15 protein-coding genes are annotated in these 15,525 nt (G+C 69.8%); 8 read left to right on the top strand and 7 right to left on the bottom strand.

Annotation, left to right across the window (positions count from 1 at the left end; genetic code table 11):
• The first annotated feature begins 1 nt into the window (after position 1).
• Positions 2-895 carry a 1-aminocyclopropane-1-carboxylate deaminase/D-cysteine desulfhydrase gene (locus ABT001_RS25560; RefSeq protein ID WP_351281764.1) on the top strand — a complete coding sequence of 298 codons (894 nt, stop codon included), beginning with the start codon at positions 2-4 and terminating at the stop codon, positions 893-895.
• Between the two features lie 4 nt (positions 896-899).
• Here the strand turns inward: ABT001_RS25560 and ABT001_RS25555 are convergent, their stop codons facing one another.
• The gene (locus ABT001_RS25555) at positions 900-2,501 is read right to left on the bottom strand and encodes a Na+/H+ antiporter (protein ID WP_351281761.1); all 1,602 of its coding nucleotides are present in this window, start codon (positions 2,499-2,501) and stop codon (positions 900-902) included.
• A 35-nt stretch (positions 2,502-2,536) separates the two neighbouring features.
• On the opposite strand from ABT001_RS25555, the gene ABT001_RS25550 reads away from it, so the two are divergent.
• The 3 genes from ABT001_RS25550 (at position 2,537) to ABT001_RS25540 (ending at position 4,391) form a co-directional block, all read left to right on the top strand.
• Positions 2,537-2,797, top strand: coding sequence for a UBP-type zinc finger domain-containing protein (locus ABT001_RS25550; RefSeq protein ID WP_351281758.1), 261 nt, complete (start codon positions 2,537-2,539; stop codon positions 2,795-2,797).
• 230 nt (positions 2,798-3,027) lie between these two features.
• Positions 3,028-3,441 (top strand): ATP-binding protein, encoded by a 414-nt coding sequence (locus ABT001_RS25545; protein WP_003966375.1) that lies wholly within the window; start codon positions 3,028-3,030, stop codon positions 3,439-3,441.
• On the top strand, positions 3,438-4,391 hold the full coding sequence (locus ABT001_RS25540) for an RNA polymerase sigma factor SigF (RefSeq protein WP_351281755.1): 954 nt from the start codon (positions 3,438-3,440) through the stop codon (positions 4,389-4,391). The genes ABT001_RS25545 and ABT001_RS25540 overlap by 4 nt, the downstream gene beginning before the upstream one ends.
• A gap of 24 nt (positions 4,392-4,415) precedes the next feature.
• On the opposite strand, the gene ABT001_RS25535 is transcribed toward ABT001_RS25540, so the two are convergent.
• Positions 4,416-4,865 (bottom strand): hypothetical protein, encoded by a 450-nt coding sequence (locus ABT001_RS25535; RefSeq protein ID WP_351281752.1) that lies wholly within the window; start codon positions 4,863-4,865, stop codon positions 4,416-4,418.
• Positions 4,866-5,012: 147 nt separating this feature from the next.
• Here ABT001_RS25535 and ABT001_RS25530 point away from each other — a divergent pair, with 147 nt between their 5' ends.
• Both ABT001_RS25530 and ABT001_RS25525 read left to right on the top strand, forming a co-directional pair.
• Complete coding sequence (locus tag ABT001_RS25530) at positions 5,013-5,981, top strand: diacylglycerol/lipid kinase family protein (RefSeq protein ID WP_351281750.1); 969 nt, start codon at positions 5,013-5,015, stop codon at positions 5,979-5,981.
• 320 nt (positions 5,982-6,301) lie between these two features.
• Positions 6,302-6,559: a WhiB family transcriptional regulator gene (locus ABT001_RS25525; protein ID WP_003953983.1), complete on the top strand. Its 258-nt coding sequence runs from the start codon at positions 6,302-6,304 to the stop codon at positions 6,557-6,559.
• A gap of 181 nt (positions 6,560-6,740) precedes the next feature.
• On the opposite strand, the gene ABT001_RS25520 is transcribed toward ABT001_RS25525, so the two are convergent.
• A complete protein-coding gene (locus ABT001_RS25520; RefSeq protein WP_351281892.1) occupies positions 6,741-8,207 on the bottom strand; it encodes a sensor histidine kinase in 1,467 nt (488 codons plus the stop codon).
• Between the two features lie 531 nt (positions 8,208-8,738).
• Between ABT001_RS25520 and nagB the strand changes: the two genes are divergently transcribed.
• Positions 8,739-9,524 (top strand): glucosamine-6-phosphate deaminase, encoded by a 786-nt coding sequence (nagB, locus tag ABT001_RS25515; RefSeq protein ID WP_351281747.1) that lies wholly within the window; start codon positions 8,739-8,741, stop codon positions 9,522-9,524.
• Between the two features lie 73 nt (positions 9,525-9,597).
• Here nagB and ABT001_RS25510 read toward each other — a convergent pair whose 3' ends face one another.
• From ABT001_RS25510 to ABT001_RS25495, 4 genes are all read right to left on the bottom strand, one after another.
• Positions 9,598-11,121 carry a glycoside hydrolase family 3 protein gene (locus ABT001_RS25510; RefSeq protein WP_351281745.1) on the bottom strand — a complete coding sequence of 508 codons (1,524 nt, stop codon included), beginning with the start codon at positions 11,119-11,121 and terminating at the stop codon, positions 9,598-9,600.
• 10 nt (positions 11,122-11,131) lie between these two features.
• A complete protein-coding gene (locus tag ABT001_RS25505) occupies positions 11,132-11,938 on the bottom strand; it encodes a carbohydrate ABC transporter permease (RefSeq protein ID WP_451127433.1) in 807 nt (268 codons plus the stop codon).
• A 29-nt stretch (positions 11,939-11,967) separates the two neighbouring features.
• Positions 11,968-12,948 carry a carbohydrate ABC transporter permease gene (locus tag ABT001_RS25500; RefSeq protein WP_351281741.1) on the bottom strand — a complete coding sequence of 327 codons (981 nt, stop codon included), beginning with the start codon at positions 12,946-12,948 and terminating at the stop codon, positions 11,968-11,970.
• A gap of 81 nt (positions 12,949-13,029) precedes the next feature.
• Positions 13,030-14,310 carry an extracellular solute-binding protein gene (locus ABT001_RS25495; protein ID WP_351281739.1) on the bottom strand — a complete coding sequence of 427 codons (1,281 nt, stop codon included), beginning with the start codon at positions 14,308-14,310 and terminating at the stop codon, positions 13,030-13,032.
• A gap of 283 nt (positions 14,311-14,593) precedes the next feature.
• On the opposite strand from ABT001_RS25495, the gene ABT001_RS25490 reads away from it, so the two are divergent.
• Positions 14,594-15,364 (top strand): GntR family transcriptional regulator, encoded by a 771-nt coding sequence (locus tag ABT001_RS25490; protein WP_351281890.1) that lies wholly within the window; start codon positions 14,594-14,596, stop codon positions 15,362-15,364.
• Positions 15,365-15,525 lie beyond the last annotated feature (161 nt).

Raw genomic sequence — 15,525 nt, 5'->3', positions numbered from 1 at the left:
CATGCACGACGAAGCGCCCGACCTCTCCCGGCTGCGGCCGGTGCTCCCGTCGCCCCTGCAGCCGGCGGAGGACGAGCGCTTCGCGCGCCACGGCGTGACGCTGCTGCTCAAGCGCGACGACCTGATCCATCCGGACCTGCCGGGCAACAAGTGGCGCAAACTCGCCCTCAACCTCCGGTCCGTCGCAGGCCGCACCGTCCTGACCTTCGGCGGCGCCTACTCGAACCACCTCCGGGCCACGGCCGCCGCAGGACGCCTGCTGGGCTTCCCCACCGTCGGCGTCGTACGGGGTGACGAGCTGGCCCACCGCCCGCTGAACCCCTCGCTCGCCCGATGTGCGGCCGACGGGATGCGGCTGCACTTCGTGGACCGCACCACCTACCGCGCGAAGACCGCCCCCGAGGTCCTGGAGGGCCTCCTGAGCCTCTTCGGGGAGTGCCTGGTCATCCCGGAGGGCGGCAGCGACGCGCTGGCCGCACAGGGGTGCACAGAGCTCGGCCGCGAACTCCGCGCGACGGCCGGCACCGTGGCGGTCGCCTGCGGCACCGGAGGCACCCTCGCGGGGCTGGCGGCCGGGCTCGGCCCCGGACAGCGCGCCCTGGGCGTCCCCGTCCTGCGCGGCGGATTCCTGGGAGCGGCGGTACGCGAGCTGCAGCGGGAGGCGTTCGGCGCCCCGGCCGGCCGGTGGTCCCTGGACGAACGCTTCCACTTCGGCGGGTACGCCCGTACGCCGCCGGAGCTGCACGCCTTCGCCGACGACTTCGAGGACCGGCACGGCCTGCCCGTCGAGCGGCTCTACGTCGCCAAACTCCTGTACGGGCTGACCGTGCTGGCCGGGGAGGGCGCCTTCGCCCCGGGGTCCACGGTCACCGCGGTCGTCACCGGGCGGCCCTGAGCGCTCACGCGCCGTCCGTCTCCCGGTAGGCGGCGGCCTCCTCCAGGTCCAGCCGCCGCAGCAGGGCACGCAGCATCTCGTCGTCGATCCGCCGCTCGTCCCTGAGGCGCACGAAGACCTCTCGCTCGGCGGCGATCATCTCCCTCGCCAGTCGCCGGTAGGTGTCGTCCGCCGACTCCCCGGTGACCGGATTGGCCGCGCCGAGCCTCTCCCACACGGCGTTGCGCCGTCGTTCCATGACGGCGCGCAGCCGCTGGGTGAGGGGGTCGGGCAGCGCGTTGCGCGGATCTTCCGACAGGGCCTCCAGCCGTGCGTCCGCTGCCGTGGACGCCTCGTTCTGCGCCTGCGCCTCGGCCAGCGTCTCGGCGCGCGCACTGCGCTTCGGGAGCTTCAGCACCCGCACCAGGAGGGGCAGGCTCAGCCCTTGGACGACCAGCGTGCCGATGACGGTCGTGAAGGTCAGGAACAGCACCAGGTTGCGCGCGGGGAAGTCCTCGCCGTCGTGCGTGACCATGGGGATGGAGAAGGCGATGGCGAGCGAGACGACCCCCCTCATGCCGGCCCACCCGACGATCAGGGACGAGGTCCACGGTGGCACCCCCTCGCGCTCCCTGATGCGCCGGGAGAGCCGGGGCGGCAGGTAGCTCGCCGGATACACCCAGACGAAGCGCACCACGACCACGGCCACGAACACCAGGACCGCGTAGCCGAGGGCCTCGGCCACGCCGTACGTGCCCAGGCCCTTGAGGACGAAGGGCAGCTGCAGGCCGATGAGCGCGAACACCGCGGACTCCAGGACGAACGCGACCATCTTCCAGACCGCCGCCTCCTGGAGCCGGGTCGCGAAGTCGACCTGCCAGGAGCGGTGCCCCAGGTAGAGCGCCACGACGACGACGGCGAGCACCCCGGAGGCGTGCACCCTCTCCGCCGCCGCGTAGGCGACGAACGGGATCAGCAGCGACAGGGTGTTCTGGAGCAGCGCCTCCTTGAGGTGCGTACGCAGCCAGTGCAACGGCACCATGAGCAGCAGGCCGACGCCGACGCCGCCGACGGACGCCAGCGCGAACTCGCCGATTCCGGCGCCCCAGCTCATCCCTTCGCCCACGGCCGCGGCGAGGGCCACCTTGAAGGCGGTGATCGCGGTGGCGTCGTTCACCAGGGACTCGCCCTGGAGGATCGTGGTGACCCGGGCGGGCAGGCCCACCCTCCGGGCGATCGCCGCGGCGGTGACGGCGTCGGGCGGGGCGACCACCGCGCCGAGCACCAGTGCGGCGGTGAGCGGCAGGCCCGGCACCAGGAGATGGGCCAGCCACCCCACGGCGACCGTCGCGAAGAGCACGTACCCGACCGAGAGCAGGGCGACCGGCCGCAGATTGGCCCGCAGATCGAGGTACGAGCTGTCGACCGCCGCCGTGTACAGCAACGGCGGCAGCAGCAGGGGCAGCACGATGTGCGCGTCCAGCGTGTAGTCCGGCACTCCCGGCAGGTACGAGGCCAGCAGCCCGGCGGCGACCAGCAGCAGTGGCGCGGGCACCGGTGTCCGGCGGGCGGCCCCCGCGACCGCCGCGCTCACCGCGACGAGCGCCACCAGCGGCAATGCGTCCATCCCACAGTCCTCACATCCGACGTAACGTGGCCATCATGAGTGAGTGCGTCCACGTTGCCGAACTGCCGCGCCCCGAGCCCACCCCGCTCGGCGGGACCTGTCCGGAGTGCCTGGCGGCCGGCACCCATCCCGTGCAGCTGCGGCTCTGTCTCACCTGCGGACACGTCGGGTGCTGCGACTCCTCGCCGCTGAAGCACGCGACGGCACATCACGAGGCGACCGGGCACCCGGTGATGCGGAGCTTCGAATGCGCGGAGAGCTGGCGCTGGTGCTTCGTGGACGGTTCGATCGTCTGACGCCTGGGTACGTCAAACCGGCGCCGGTTCTTCGCAATTGACCGCCGCAGACCCCTAGCCACTGTGTGTACTCATATGCTTACCATGAGTAATCATGAGGGTGTGGTCTCGGCGACACGGCATCATGGGTCGCGACAGCGTCGCGGAACCACGGAACCGACGACGGACCGCACGGCCCCGGGCACCCGTCCCGGAGCCTCGAACGAGTTTGTGCCACCTTGGAGGTGAGGGTGTCCCAGATCGCAGGCGAGCCCGGGAACCAGGACTTCGTAGAGGTCCGGCTGCCCGCTGCGGGTGCCTACCTGTCGGTGCTGCGTACGGCCACGGCCGGCCTCGCAGCGCGCTTGGACTTCACTCTCGACGAGATCGAGGATCTTCGCATCGCGGTCGACGAGGCCTGCGCGATCCTGCTTCAGCAGGCCGTGCCGGGCTCCGTCCTCAGCTGCGTCTTCCGACTGGTCGACGATTCCCTCGAGGTGACCGTCTCGGCCCCCACGACGGACGGCCGCGCCCCTGAGCGCGACACCTTCGCCTGGACGGTGCTCTCCGCGCTGGCCGGCAAGGTCGACTCCACGGTCGCGGACGACCGTACGGTCAGCATCAGTCTCTACAAACAGCGCGGCGCGGGACCCGGGCCGGCGTGAGCGACGGGAACGGGGACGGTCCTGTGCGGGACGAGACGATCCGGTCGGGGGCGGTGCGCCCCGCAGCGCTCCCGGAGCAGCAGGCCCGGCCGCATCCGGAAGGCGGGGCGGACGGCGCGCAAGGCCGTCCGGCCGCGGTGGAGCATGCGCAGTCGGAGCGGGCGGGCCAGATGAGCGAACACAAGCATCACGATCCACACGACCGCAGTGGGGCGAGGGCGCTCTTCATCGAGCTCCGGGAGCTTCCCGACGGATCGGCGGAGAAGGCCGAGCTGCGCAACCGGCTGGTCCGGATGCACCTGCCGCTCGTGGAGCACCTGGCGCGCAGATTCCGCAACCGCGGTGAGCCGCTGGACGACCTCACCCAGGTCGCCACCATCGGCCTGATCAAGTCGGTGGACCGGTTCGACCCGGACCGCGGCGTCGAGTTCTCGACGTACGCGACCCCCACGGTCGTCGGCGAGATCAAGCGCCACTTCCGGGACAAGGGCTGGGCGGTGCGCGTCCCGCGGCGCCTCCAGGAGCTGCGGCTGTCGCTGACCACGGCCACCGCCGAGCTCTCCCAGCAGCACGGACGCTCCCCCACCGTGCACGAGCTGGCCGAGCGCCTGGGCATCTCCGAGGAGGAGGTCCTGGAGGGGCTCGAATCGGCCAACGCCTACAGCACGCTCTCCCTGGACGTCCCGGACACGGACGACGAGTCACCGGCGGTCGCGGACACGCTGGGCTCCGAGGACGAGGCGCTGGAGGGCGTCGAGTACCGCGAGTCGCTCAAGCCGCTGCTGGAGGACCTCCCGCCGCGCGAGAAGCGGATCCTGCTGCTGCGCTTCTTCGGCAACATGACCCAGTCGCAGATCGCCCAGGAGGTCGGCATCTCCCAGATGCACGTCTCCCGCCTCCTGGCCCGCACGCTCGCGCAGCTGCGCGAGCGACTGCTGGTGGAGGAGTAGAGCCGCACCGGGTGCGGCACCAGGTCAGGCGTCGGGGGTCGTCCGCGGCCCCCGGATGCCCAGCGCCCTCGTGGTCGCGGGGTCCATGACCAGCACGAGGGCCGTCACGGCGACTGCGGCCAGGACGATGCCCGCCGGAATCAGGGCCCCCTGGGACCGCAGCAGCGTCCAGGCCACCGGCAGCGCCATGAGCTGGGTGATGAGCGCGGGGCCACGGCTCCAGCTGCGCCGGCGCAGCAGCCCGCGCGCGGCGAACAGCGGGATCAGGCCGAGTGCCACCAGCGTGAGTCCGCCCATCTCGGCCTGCTGGATGCTGTCCGGCCGCCCGAAGAGCCCGACGGCCAGCATGTAGATCCCGCCGACGGCGAGCGCCGCGCCTTCGAGCGCGTTGAGTGCGGCCAGGGCGGCGATCCGGCCCGGCTTCTCCGGGCCGGCCGAGGGCGAGGGAGAAGGCGTGTTCTGCTGAGTGCTCACGCCTTTCAGATTCGCATCCCCGCCCGCCGGACGCGAAGCCGGGGCCACGGCGGGTCCCCGCCGCGAGGCGGTCACACCGTGTGACCGCTCAGGGACCGGTGGATCACGGCTTCGGCCCGGTACCGCGCGGTAGGTACTCTGGCGGGCATGCGCGCACTCCTCGTGGTCAACCCAGCTGCCACCACTACCAGTGCGCGGACACGTGACGTGCTGATCCACGCCCTGGCGAGCGAGATGAAGATCGAGGCCGTCACCACGGAGTACCGCGGGCACGCCCGGGACCTGGGACGACGGGCCGCAGACGCCGACGACATCGACCTGGTGGTCGCGCTCGGGGGCGACGGCACGGTCAACGAGGTGGTCAACGGCCTGCTGCACCGCGGCCCCGACCCCGAGGGCCTGCCGAGCCTGGCCGTGGTCCCTGGAGGTTCCACCAATGTCTTCGCCCGCGCCCTGGGCATCCCCAACGACGCCGTGGAGGCGACCGGCGCCATCCTGGACGCCCTGGCCGACCGCAGCGAGCGCACCGTGGGCCTCGGTCTGGCCGTCGGCACCTCGGGGACGACGGACGAGGCCGTCCCGGAACGCTGGTTCACCTTCTGCGCCGGACTGGGGTTCGACGCGGGCGTCCTCGGCCGGGTCGAACAGAAGCGCGAACTCGGAAAGCGTTCGACCCACCCGCTGTACGTGCGCCAGGTGGTCCGGCAGTTCCTGGAGGAGCCGCACCGGCGCAACGGGCTGATCACGCTGGACGTGCCCGGCCGGACCCCGGTCACCGACCTCGCACTGTCCATCGTCTGCAACACCGCACCCTGGACCTACCTGGGGAATCGCCCGATGTACGCCGCCCCCAAGGCGTCCTTCGACACCGGCCTGGACATCCTCGGACTGAAGCGTCTCACCACCCCCGCGGTGGCCCGGTACGCCACCCAGTTGCTCACTTCCAGTCCGGAGAGGGGACCACACGGTAAGCACGCCGTCTCCATGCACGACCTCACGGACTTCACCTTGCATTCAAAGGCGCCGCTCCCCTTCCAGATGGACGGTGACCACCTGGGACTGCGTACGAGCGTGACGTTCACAGGCGTACGCCGTGCACTGCGTGTGATTGTGTGAGTGGAAGGGGCGAAAGTCCTTTAACTCGAACGTTTGGGCTGGCCCCCACCCCTTAGAAGTACGGCTGTGACCTAGTCGACACCGAGGAATCAAAAAAAACTTTCCAGAAGGGGTTGTATCCGCCGCCGAGGTTTGCGAATCTCTACATGGCGATCGGGACGGCCCGCAACATCGGCCTCCACTGAAAGCCAGAACCCCTCCTCACCACAACAGGACCACATCCAGTCCATCTGGGCGTCGGACCTTCGTCTGCGGGGGGATTCGTGAAAGCGTTCACATTCACAAGCACCAGCATGTAATACCAAGGAGAGGTAGCAGCCATGGACTGGCGTCACAACGCCGTTTGTCGTGAGGAAGACCCCGAGCTGTTCTTCCCCATCGGCAACACCGGTCCTGCGCTGCTGCAGATCGAGGAAGCCAAGGCCGTCTGCCGTCGCTGCCCCGTCATGGAGCAGTGCCTGCAGTGGGCGCTCGAGTCCGGCCAGGACTCCGGCGTCTGGGGTGGCCTCAGCGAGGACGAGCGCCGGGCAATGAAGCGCCGCGCCGCTCGCAACCGGGCGCGTAACGCCAGCGCCTGACCGAAGCCCCCCGCACCACGAGCCTCAGCCCGGCGGCGCGTACAGAGCGTACGCACAGCCCCGCCTTCGAGTCGCAGCGCGCAGTACCCCCGAAGCGCATCGCACCGTGAGCACCACACAGTGGGCCCGGACCGTCACCACGGTCCGGGCCCACTGCTCTGTGCTACTTGTCGCTTCTGTGCTACTTGTCGTTCCGTACGGGGATGTCGAGCACCACCTGTGTGCCGCGCACCGGGGCCGGGACCATACCGAAGGTGCCGCCCAGCTCGCCCTCCACCAGCGTGCGCACGATCTGCAGCCCCAGATTGCCGGCGCGCTGGGGATCGAACCCCTCGGGCAGCCCGCGCCCGTCGTCCGTGACGGTGATCAGCAGCCGGCCCTCGGACGGTGACCCACCGCGCACCGCGGACACCTCCACCGTGCCGCGCTCGGCCACGGTGAACGCGTGCTCCAGCGCGTTCTGCAGCACCTCGGTGAGCACCATCGAGAGCGGAGTGGCCACTTCCGCATCGAGGATCCCGAAGCGCCCCGTGCGGCGGCAGGTGACTTTGCCGGGCGAGATCTCGGCGACCATCGCGATCACCCGGTCGGCGATCTCGTCGAACTCGACGCGCTCGTCCAGATTCTGGGACAGCGTCTCGTGGACGATGGCGATCGAACCGACGCGCCGCACGGCCTCGTTGAGCGCCTCACGGCCCCGCTCCGAGTCCATCCGGCGCGCCTGGAGGCGCAACAGGGCGGCCACGGTCTGGAGGTTGTTCTTCACCCGGTGGTGGATCTCCCGGATGGTGGCGTCCTTGGTGATCAATTCCCGCTCACGGCGGCGCAGTTCCGTGACGTCGCGGAGCAGCACCAGCGAACCGATGCGCACCCCCTTGGGCTTGAGCGGGATCGCGCGCAGCTGGATGACCCCGCCGGCCCCCTCGACCTCGAACTCCCGGGGCGCGTAGCCGCTCGCCACCTTGACCAGCGCCTCGTCCACCGGGCCGCGCGAGGGCGCGAGTTCGGCGGTGGTCGCGCCGAGGTTGTGGCCGACGAGGTCCGAGGCCAGGCCGAGCCGGTGGTAGGCGGAGAGGCCGTTGGGGCTGGCGTACTGGACGACGCCGTCGGCGTCGAGCCTGATCAGCCCGTCACCGACGCGTGGTGATGCGTCCATGTCGACCTGCTGGCCGGGGAACGGGAAGGATCCGGCGGCGATCATCTGGGCCAGGTCGGAGGCGGACTGAAGGTACGTGAGCTCCAGCCTGGACGGCGTGCGCACGGTGAGGAGGTTGGTGTTCCGGGCGATGACACCGAGGACCCGCCCCTCCCTCCGCACGGGGATCGACTCGACCCGTACGGGCACCTCCTCCCGCCACTCCGGGTCCCCTTCTCGCACGATGCGGCCCTCGTCCAGCGCGGCGTCCAGCAGCGGCCGGCGGCCGCGCGGCACGAGGTGGCCGACCATGTCGTCCTGGTAGGAGGTGGGGCCGGTGTTGGGCCGCATCTGCGCCACGGACACATAGCGGGTCCCGTCGCGGGTGGGCACCCACAGGACGAGGTCAGCGAAGGACAGGTCGGAGAGCAGCTGCCACTCCGAGACCAGCAGGTGGAGCCACTCGAGGTCGGTGTCACTCAGGGCGGTGTGCTGGCGGACGAGGTCGTTCATGGAGGGCACGTGTGCGAGCGTACCCGCGCGGAGGAAGAGGTTCCGAACCGAACGGTCCCCGCATACGTGACACTGTGGGGGGACGGACCGCGCGGAGAAGGTCCTCACCGACCGATGGACACGGCCTAATGGTCTAGTCCACAATGCAGCACGTAGGGACACGGCAGGAAGAGCGTGGCCCCGCGAAAGACCTCCGCTCTCCCCGCACAGGAGAGCGGACCGAGGCATCCGGCGCTCTCTGCCCTGACCGCGCCGGTGCCTCACGTGGCCGGAGGCACCGCACACCGCCGGCCGAGCAGCTCCGGGCTGCGGTGCCGGACGGGCCGAGGGTCCCGTCCCGGCGCCGCGGCCCGCGGGTATTTCCGAGGCTCCCCTCCCCCCCCTCCCGGCCGCCGAGGCCGTCCGCCGACAGGGCGACAAGCAGTGACGCACACGCGACCGGTTCACCTCCGGGCCGCGTCGTTCTGCTAGATTGAGCCTCAAGATTGGTCTATACCACATGACGCCACTCTCCAGATCGGCAGGCACAGCGTGGAAGTTGTCATCGTCCCGGACGCCACGGCAGGCGGCGAACTCATCGCGGAGGCCATCGCGGCCCTGCTGAGCCGCAAGCCCGACGCCCTGCTCGGCGTTGCCACCGGCTCGACCCCGCTGCCCATCTACCAGGCCCTGGCCGCGAAGGTCCGCTCCGGCGCCGTGGACGCAGCACGCGCCCGCATCTGCCAGCTCGACGAGTACGTGGGGCTGCCCGCCGGCCACCCCGAGTCGTACCGCTCGGTCGTGCTGCGCGAGGTCATCGAGCCGCTCGGCCTGTCCGAGAAGTCCTTCATGGGCCCGGACGGCACGGCCGAGGACGTGCAGGCGGCCTGCGAGGCGTACGACAAGGCGCTCACCGAGGCGGGCGGCGTGGACCTCCAACTGCTCGGCATCGGCACCGACGGTCACATCGGCTTCAACGAGCCCTGTTCCTCGCTCGCCTCCCGCACCCGCATCAAGACGCTGACCGAGCAGACGCGGATCGACAACGCGCGCTTCTTCGACGACGACATCGAGCAGGTGCCCCGCCACGTCATCACCCAGGGCATCGGCACGATCCTGGAGTCACGCCACCCGATCCTGCTGGCCACCGGCGAGGGCAAGGCCGACGCGGTGGCCCTCACCGTCGAGGGCCCGGTCGCCTCGGTCGTGCCGGCGTCGGCGCTGCAGCTGCACCAGCACGCCACCGTGGTGGTCGACGAGGCCGCGGCGTCGAAGCTGAAGCTGGCGGACTACTTCCGCGCCACGTACGCGGCGAAGCCGCGGTGGCAGGGCCTGTAGAACTCCTGTACGTGCGAGGGCCGGGCCCACCCATGACGGTGGACCCGGCCCTCGCACGTCGCCCCTCCGGGGCTCAGGAAACCGTGCCGGTGACCGCCTCCGCGGCAGCGACCCCGCACACCCGTGCCGCGCCGTGCGTGGCGATGTGCGGCGCTCCCCTGGGCGGAGCCTCGGGCAGGCCCATCTCGACCACGACCGTGTCGGGCCGCGCCGCGAGCACGGCGTCCAGGGCCTCGCTCATCCACACGTGCCGGTGGACGTCACGGACGACGGCGACGATGCGCCGCTCCCCCGCCGCCCGCAGCACCTCGGCCGCCGGTGACGCACTCCCGCTGCCGTAGGTGTCCGTCTCCGTGCCGGGCAGGATCCGGGTCAGCTCGGCCGCGACGCCCCACGGGGTCTCGTCGCCGACCGCGATGTTGGCGACCGGACTGAACGCCGCGACGAAGGCGGGTTCACTCAGGGGTTCGGCGGCGCCCGTGACCGTCAGGGCACGGCGGGCAGCGACCAGTCCGATGCCGGCTCCGGTGCCGGGCGCGGTCCCCTCCTGCACGTCCGCGCCCGGCTCCGTGGCAGCCCCCCTGGCCCTCCGCGTCCAGGACGCGAGGGCCCGTACCCGTGCGGCCGCGTCGGCCAGCCGCTCCTCGGGCAGTTCACCCGTCCGCACCGCCGTCACCAACGCGTCGCGCAGCCGGAGCACGGTGTCCTCGTCGGCGAGCCCGCCGCCGACGCAGATGGCGTCGGCGCCCGCGGCGATGGCGAGGACGGATCCACGCTCGATGCCGTACGTGCCGGCGATGGCGTCCATCTCCATGCCGTCGGTGACGATCAGACCGTCGTAGCCCAGCTCCTGGCGCAGCAGACCGGTGAGGATCCGCGGGCTCAACGTGGCCGGCCGGTTCGGGTCGAGCGTGGGAAGCAGGATATGTGCGCTCATCACCGATTTGGAACCCGCTGCGATCGCGGCCCGGAAAGGCACCAGCTCACGGGCGTGCAGGGTGTCCAGATCCACATCGATGCGGGGCAGCGAGTGGTGGGAGTCGACCGCGGTGTCCCCGTGCCCGGGGAAGTGCTTGGTGCACGCGGCGACACCGGCGGCCTGGAGCCCCTCGACGTACGCGGCGGTGTGGCGGGCGACCAGCCCGGTGTCCGCGCCGAAGGAACGCACACCGATGACCGGATTGCCCGGATTGGAGTTGACGTCCGCGGACGGCGCCCAGTTGAGATTGACCCCGCACTCGGCCAGCCGGCGGCCGAGCTCCCGGGCGACGGCCCTGGTCAGATCCACGTCGTCCACCGCGCCGAGAGCGAGGTTTCCGGGGAAGGAGGATCCGCTGCGGACCTCCAGCCGCGTGACGTCACCGCCCTCCTCGTCGATCGCGACGAGCACGTCGTCCCGCTCGGCCCGGAGACGGGCGGTGAGCGCGGCGAGCTGCTCGGGCGAGTGGATGTTGCGGCCGAACAACCCGACGGAGGCGAGGCCCTCGCCGACCCGGCGGAGGAGCCAGTCCGGGGCGCTCGTGCCGGTGAAGCCCGGCTGGAGCACGGCGAGCGCGTCACGGGTGAGGGTGTCGGTGGTCGATACGAGGGTGGTCATGGCAGCCGTGTTATCCCTTCACTGCGCCATCGGTCAGACCGCTGACGGCCTTGCGCTGCAGGAAGACGAAGAGGACGAGGATCGGGATGGCGAAGATGGAGGACGCGGCCATCGTGGCGCCCCAGTCGTCGCCGAACTGGCTCTGGAACTGGGAGAGCCACAGGGGCAGGGTCTGCGCCTCGGCCTGCTTGTTGAGCACCAGGACCAGCGGGAATTCGTTCCACGCGGTGATGAAGCCGAACAGCGAGGTGGACATCAGCCCGGGGGCCAGCAGCGGCAGGATCACCTTCACGAAGGCCTGGGGCCGGGTGCAGCCGTCGACCATGGCCGACTCCTCCAGCTCCCTGGGCACGGCGGCGACGAAGCCCCGCAGCGTCAGGAGGGTGAAGGGCAGGACCATGACCATGTAGAAGAGCGTCAGCGGGATCAGGCTGTTGAGCATGTCCGTGTCGCGCACGATGAAGTAGATCGCGATGACCATGACTTCCCAGGGCGCCATCTGGGCGACCATGAAGCCGATGATGAACCCCCGCCGGCCCTTGAAGCGCATCCGGGCGAGGGCGAACGATCCCGCGAGCGCCAGGATGAGGGAGAAGGCCACGGCGAGCACGGTGACGGTGAGCGAGTTCCGGACCATCGTCCAGAAGTTCTCGGCGTCGACGGCCGTACGGAAGTGCTGGAACGTGATGTCGGTCGGGAACCAGACCGGGTCCTCGGAGACGATGTCCGGCGTCGGCTTGAAGGCCGTCGCGAACATCCAGTACACGGGGAAGACGAAGCCGATGACCAGCAGGACCGCCGTGACGTTGGGCCAGATACGGCTGAACCGGGACGAAGCCGAGCGCTTCACAGCTCGTCCTCCTCTTGCTTGGAGACGATCCTGAGGTAGTACGAGGTGAGGAGGAGCAGGATCACGATGGTGAGCAGCGCGATCGCCGAGCCCATGCCGTAGTGCTGGTTGCCGATGCCCTCGATGTACGCGTAGACGGGGAGGATCTCGGTGAGCCGGTCCGGGCCGCCCTCGTTGATCGCGAACACCTGGGCGAAGGCCTTGAAGACCCAGATGACCTCGAGGAACGTGGTCGCGAGGAGGAACGGCTTGAGGAAGGGCATGGTGACCGAGGTGAAGCTCTTCCAGGGGCCCGCGCCGTCCAGCGAGGCGGCCTCGTAGAGCTCCTTGGGGATCGTCGTCGTCGCGGCGTACAGGTTGATCGCCACGAACGGGATCGACTGCCACACGATGAGGACCGTGATCACGAAGAAGGTGGAGAACTGGCTGCCGGTCCAGTTGAACTCGGCCATGGAGTGGAAGCCGATGGCGTCCAGCACCCAGTTGACGACACCGAAGCGTGAGGCGAAGAGCCACTGGTAGACGGTGGTCGCGGCGATGACCGGCATCGCCCAGGCGAGTACCAGTCCGACGAGCAGGGTGACGCGCATGCGCTTGCCCAGCCGGGCCAACAGGAGGCCGATCAGGGTGCCGAACAGCATGATCAGGACGACGTTGGTGCCGGCGAAGACGATCGACCGGCCGGTGACGTTCCAGAACTCCTCGCTGCCGAGGATGTCCGTGTAGTTGTCGATCCCGTTCCACTCGGTGAGGTGCTGGATCAGCTGCCTCATGTTGAGGTTCTGGAACGACAGCAGGGTGTTCTTGACCACGGGCCAGCCGAGGAACACCAGGGTCACGGCCACGGGGGGAAGCAGCAGCAGATACGGGGCCGACACGGCCCGTCTTCCGGCTCCCCGGGGCTTGTCCGGCCCGGAGTCGGGCCGCTTCGTAACCTCCGTCGGCCCGGAGGGCGGCCGTTCGGTCTGCACGGTCATGCTCGCCATCTCTTTCTCGGCACCATGGGACACGGCCGGGGCCGGACTCCGTCACAGGAGTCCGCCCCCGGCGTTTCGGCCTTACTGCTTCTGCGCGAGGCGCTCGTTGAACTCTTCCTCGACCTGCTTGGCGGCCTCGGCGTTCGACTTGCCGTTCAGGACCGCCGTCATGAAGGTCTTGATCGGGTTGGGAGCGTTCTCGACCGCGGCCCACTCGGGGATCAGCGGCGTGGTGCCGCCGAACTTGGCGGACGGGGCGGCGGCCTCGGCGACCGGGTTGCCGACCAGGTTGGAGTTCAGCGACTCCTTGTTCGGGATGATGCCGTTCAGCTTGGCGAGCTGACCCTCGTACTTGTCGGAGAGCGCGAGCTTCAGGAACTCCTTGGCGAGGTCCTGCTTCGCGCTGCCCTCGGCGACGGCGAGGTTGGAGCCGCCGAGGAAGACGCCCTCGGGCTTCTCGGCGGTCTCACCCGGGATGGTGAAGTAGCCGATCTCCTTCTCGATGGCCGGGTTGGCCTTGATCGCCGTGCCGGCTTCCCAGCCCATGCCTATGAAGGCGCCCGTCTTGCCCTTGGCGAAGATGTCGGCCTGCTGCGGGGTGGCCTCGTCCTTGTCCTTGGGCGCCTTGGAGTAGCCCTGGTACTTCTTGTAGAGGTCCATCGCCGCGCCGATCTTCGGGTCGGCGAGGTTGGAGACCCACTTGTCCCCGTCCTTCTTGATGAGGTCCGCGTCCTGACCGATGGTGAGACCGTCGAAGAAGTACCAGTTCTGGCCGGGCAGGTAGAGCGGCTCGGCCTTGCCCTTGGCCTTGATCTTGTCCAGGGCGGCGAAGAACTCGTCGCGGGTCTTGGGGGTGTCGGTGACGCCCGCCTCCGCGAAGACCGACTTGTTGTAGATCACCACGCGGTTGGCGAAGTACCACGGGGCGGCGTACTGCTTGCCGTCGACCACCGCGGCCTCGTTCAGGTTGGCGGCCCAGTCGCCGCCGATCTCCGACTTGAGGTCACCCAGGTCCGCGAGACCACCGGTCTTGGCGTAGGCGGCGGTCTGGGTGTTGCCGATCTCGAAGACGTCGGGCGGGTTCTCCTCGGAGAGGGCGGTCGTCAGCTTCTGCTGGATGCCGTTCCAGACCTGCACCTCGAACTTGACCTTGGCGCCGGTCTTCTTCTCGAACTCGGCGGACAGGTCCTTCTGCCACTGCTCGGGCGTGGAACCGTCCATGGCCCAGACGGTCAGGGTCTCGCCCTTGTAGCTGTCCGGTCCGGACTTCTTGCCGCTGTCGCCGCCGTCGTCGGAGCCACACGCTGCCATGCTGACCATCATGCCCGCGACGCCGATCGCCGCGATGAGCTTGCGCTTCACGCCAAACCCTCCTCAGGGTGCTGCAACCCCCCGCCCACCGCGAAGACACCGACGAGTAGTACTGCTGGGGCTGGGACCTGGCCTTTAATGGTTTAGACCAGTACCGGGAGCTTGGCCTAGACCTATAGGGGTGTCAAGGGTGTATAAGAAGTGCACTCGCGTCCGTTATCGGACCGACACCTGAGGGAGGGCGACGACCCGTGACGGGACCGTGCCACCATGTGAGCCGCGACAGACGGAGGAGCCGGTGACGGCAGCAACGCAGCAGTCGGGAAGGCGGGCCATGGGTGCCGACGGGGGCAGCAGTACGAGCGAGACCGGTGCGGGCCCGGGAGCGCGTACCGCACGTGTCCCGAAGTACTACCGACTCAAGCGCCATCTCCTGGAGATGACGGACACCATGCCACCCGGCACCCCGGTGCCACCCGAACGGACCCTGGCCGCGGAGTTCGACACCTCACGCACCACCGTGCGCCAGGCGCTCCAGGAGCTGGTCGTCGAGGGCCGGCTGGAGCGCATCCAGGGCAAGGGCACCTTCGTCGCCAAGCCGAAGGTCTCCCAGGCCCTGCAACTGACCTCGTACACCGAGGACATGCGCGCCCAGGGCCTGGAACCCGCGTCCCAGCTGCTGGACATCGGCTACGTCACGGCGGACGACACGCTCGCCGGGCTGCTGGACATCACGACGGGAGGGCGGGTGCTGCGGATCGAGCGGCTCCGGCTCGCCAGCGGTGAGCCGATGGCCATCGAGACCACTCATCTGTCGGCCAAACGCTTTCCCGCGCTGCGGCGTTCACTGGTGAAGTACACCTCGCTCTACACGGCCCTGGCCGAGGTGTACGACGTCCGGCTCGCCGAGGCCGAGGAGACCATCGAGACCTCGCTCGCCACACCGCGCGAGGCGGGACTGCTCGGCACGGACGTGGGCCTTCCGATGCTCATGCTGTCCCGGCACTCGATCGACGGGGACGGCGAACCGGTGGAGTGGGTGCGCTCGGTCTACCGGGGCGACCGGTACAAGTTCGTCGCCCGGCTCAAGCGTCCCAACGACTGAGACGGCGCCGGGCGCCTGACACCTCATGATCCCCCTGCCGCCGCAGGGGGATCAGTCATTTCGGGCCACACCGGACCGTTGCAGGACCGCAATGCGGACGGGGGGTGACGGTGGTCGGAACTCTCGCTTAGATTTCCTGCGCGTTGCAACAGGTGATCAGC

The organism is Streptomyces sp. NPDC002793 (assembly GCF_040295485.1).
GTDB lineage: Bacteria > Actinomycetota > Actinomycetes > Streptomycetales > Streptomycetaceae > Streptomyces.
The sequence above is the reverse complement of the archived record's forward strand: the minus strand, read 5'-3'. Positions and strand labels throughout refer to the sequence as shown.